This window comes from Leptospira harrisiae (assembly GCF_002811945.1).
GTDB lineage: Bacteria > Spirochaetota > Leptospiria > Leptospirales > Leptospiraceae > Leptospira_A > Leptospira_A harrisiae.
Genome location: NZ_NPDX01000016.1, coordinates 1 through 731 on the forward strand (window position 1 = coordinate 1; position 731 = coordinate 731).

Sequence of the window (731 nt, forward strand, 5' to 3'; positions counted from 1 at the left end):
AAACTAAACATAAAAAGTATTGACAATATAGCCGATTATTGGCTACACTAAGTCAGTGAAGTTTCTTGTCAGATTTAAAAATAAAAAAGTAAAGGAATCTGCTTCACTGATGCCAATACTAGAACAAAAGAAACTTTACAACTTAATTGATGATTTAGAAAAATTTGGACCAATCCAGAAGGGATGGAGAAATTATAGTCCGTTAGGAAAAAATAAATACCACTGCCATCTAACTTACAAATGGGTTGCGTGTTGGGAGTATATTGAAGAAATCTCTTCAGAAACGGGAAAATCTTTTACTACAATTAGAATTATAGAGGTATATTATGCAGGCAGTCGTGAAAACGCACCATATTAAAATCACCATTGAAGCTGAACATATTCCTACGAAACTCATGAATTTTTTAAAAAAAGAGTTTGGGAAAAGCCTTAAAGTGTCAAAAGATAATTTGGATGAAGAAGATACTCTAGAAGTTAAAAAAACTAAGTGGTATAAAGAAATCAAAAATCAAATTACTCCTGGTGATAACCTGAAAATTTATAGACTGAATAAAGGATTCTCTCAAGGGAAGCTTGCAAAACTTTTGGGCATATTACCTTCGAATATTTCAGAGATGGAACGTGGAAAACGAGGGATTAGCAAAGATATTGCAAAAAAACTTTCGGTAATACTAGAGACTAGGGTTGAAAAGTTCATTTAACTTATACAAAAACTTCTAACATTCCCTTCC

General features: G+C 32.0%; 2 protein-coding genes. Both read left to right on the top strand.

Going from position 1 to position 731, the window contains the following annotated elements:
- The first annotated feature begins 109 nt into the window (after window positions 1-109).
- Window positions 110-358: a hypothetical protein gene (locus CH364_RS18615; protein ID WP_100745197.1), complete on the top strand. Its 249-nt coding sequence runs from the start codon at window positions 110-112 to the stop codon at window positions 356-358.
- Between the two features lie 37 nt (window positions 359-395).
- Window positions 396-701 carry a helix-turn-helix domain-containing protein gene (locus CH364_RS18620; protein WP_100745200.1) on the top strand — a complete coding sequence of 102 codons (306 nt, stop codon included), beginning with the start codon at window positions 396-398 and terminating at the stop codon, window positions 699-701.
- Window positions 702-731 lie beyond the last annotated feature (30 nt).